General features: G+C 58.3%; 1 protein-coding gene. It reads left to right on the top strand.

The annotated features are described in order from the left end of the window. Positions 1 to 314, top strand: a 314-nt coding sequence (locus tag AC1RPQ_RS08285; RefSeq protein ID WP_481762310.1) for a hypothetical protein, incomplete at both ends; no start/stop codon positions are given.

Below are 314 nucleotides of genomic sequence, written 5' to 3'. Positions count from 1 at the left end.
GTGGAGAGCATCAACGCTGGTTATTCGGCAGCGGAACGCGCTGTCTGGGCAGATCAGGTGGCCGCCGCCACCGACGTGGTTGCTGGTCGCGAGTCCTCTATCCTGACCGCCTTGGCCGAAGCCCGTGGTGTAGACGTGGAGACGTTGGCGCTGAAGATTCTTGACAAAGATGCGGCGTATAAGGCCACGTACTTCAAGGCACTCGGTGCCTACCAGAAGGAGCGTGATGAAATCGGGGCCGCTACCAAGGTTACGCAACTGAGTTTCACGCTCGATATGGTGAGGCGTGTGCGATCTTCTGGAGGGTTTGAATG

The sequence above is a fragment of the Dellaglioa sp. CoH-57-MRSF-21 genome, from assembly GCF_056781915.1.
This window is presented reverse-complemented; position numbering and strand designations above follow the sequence as displayed.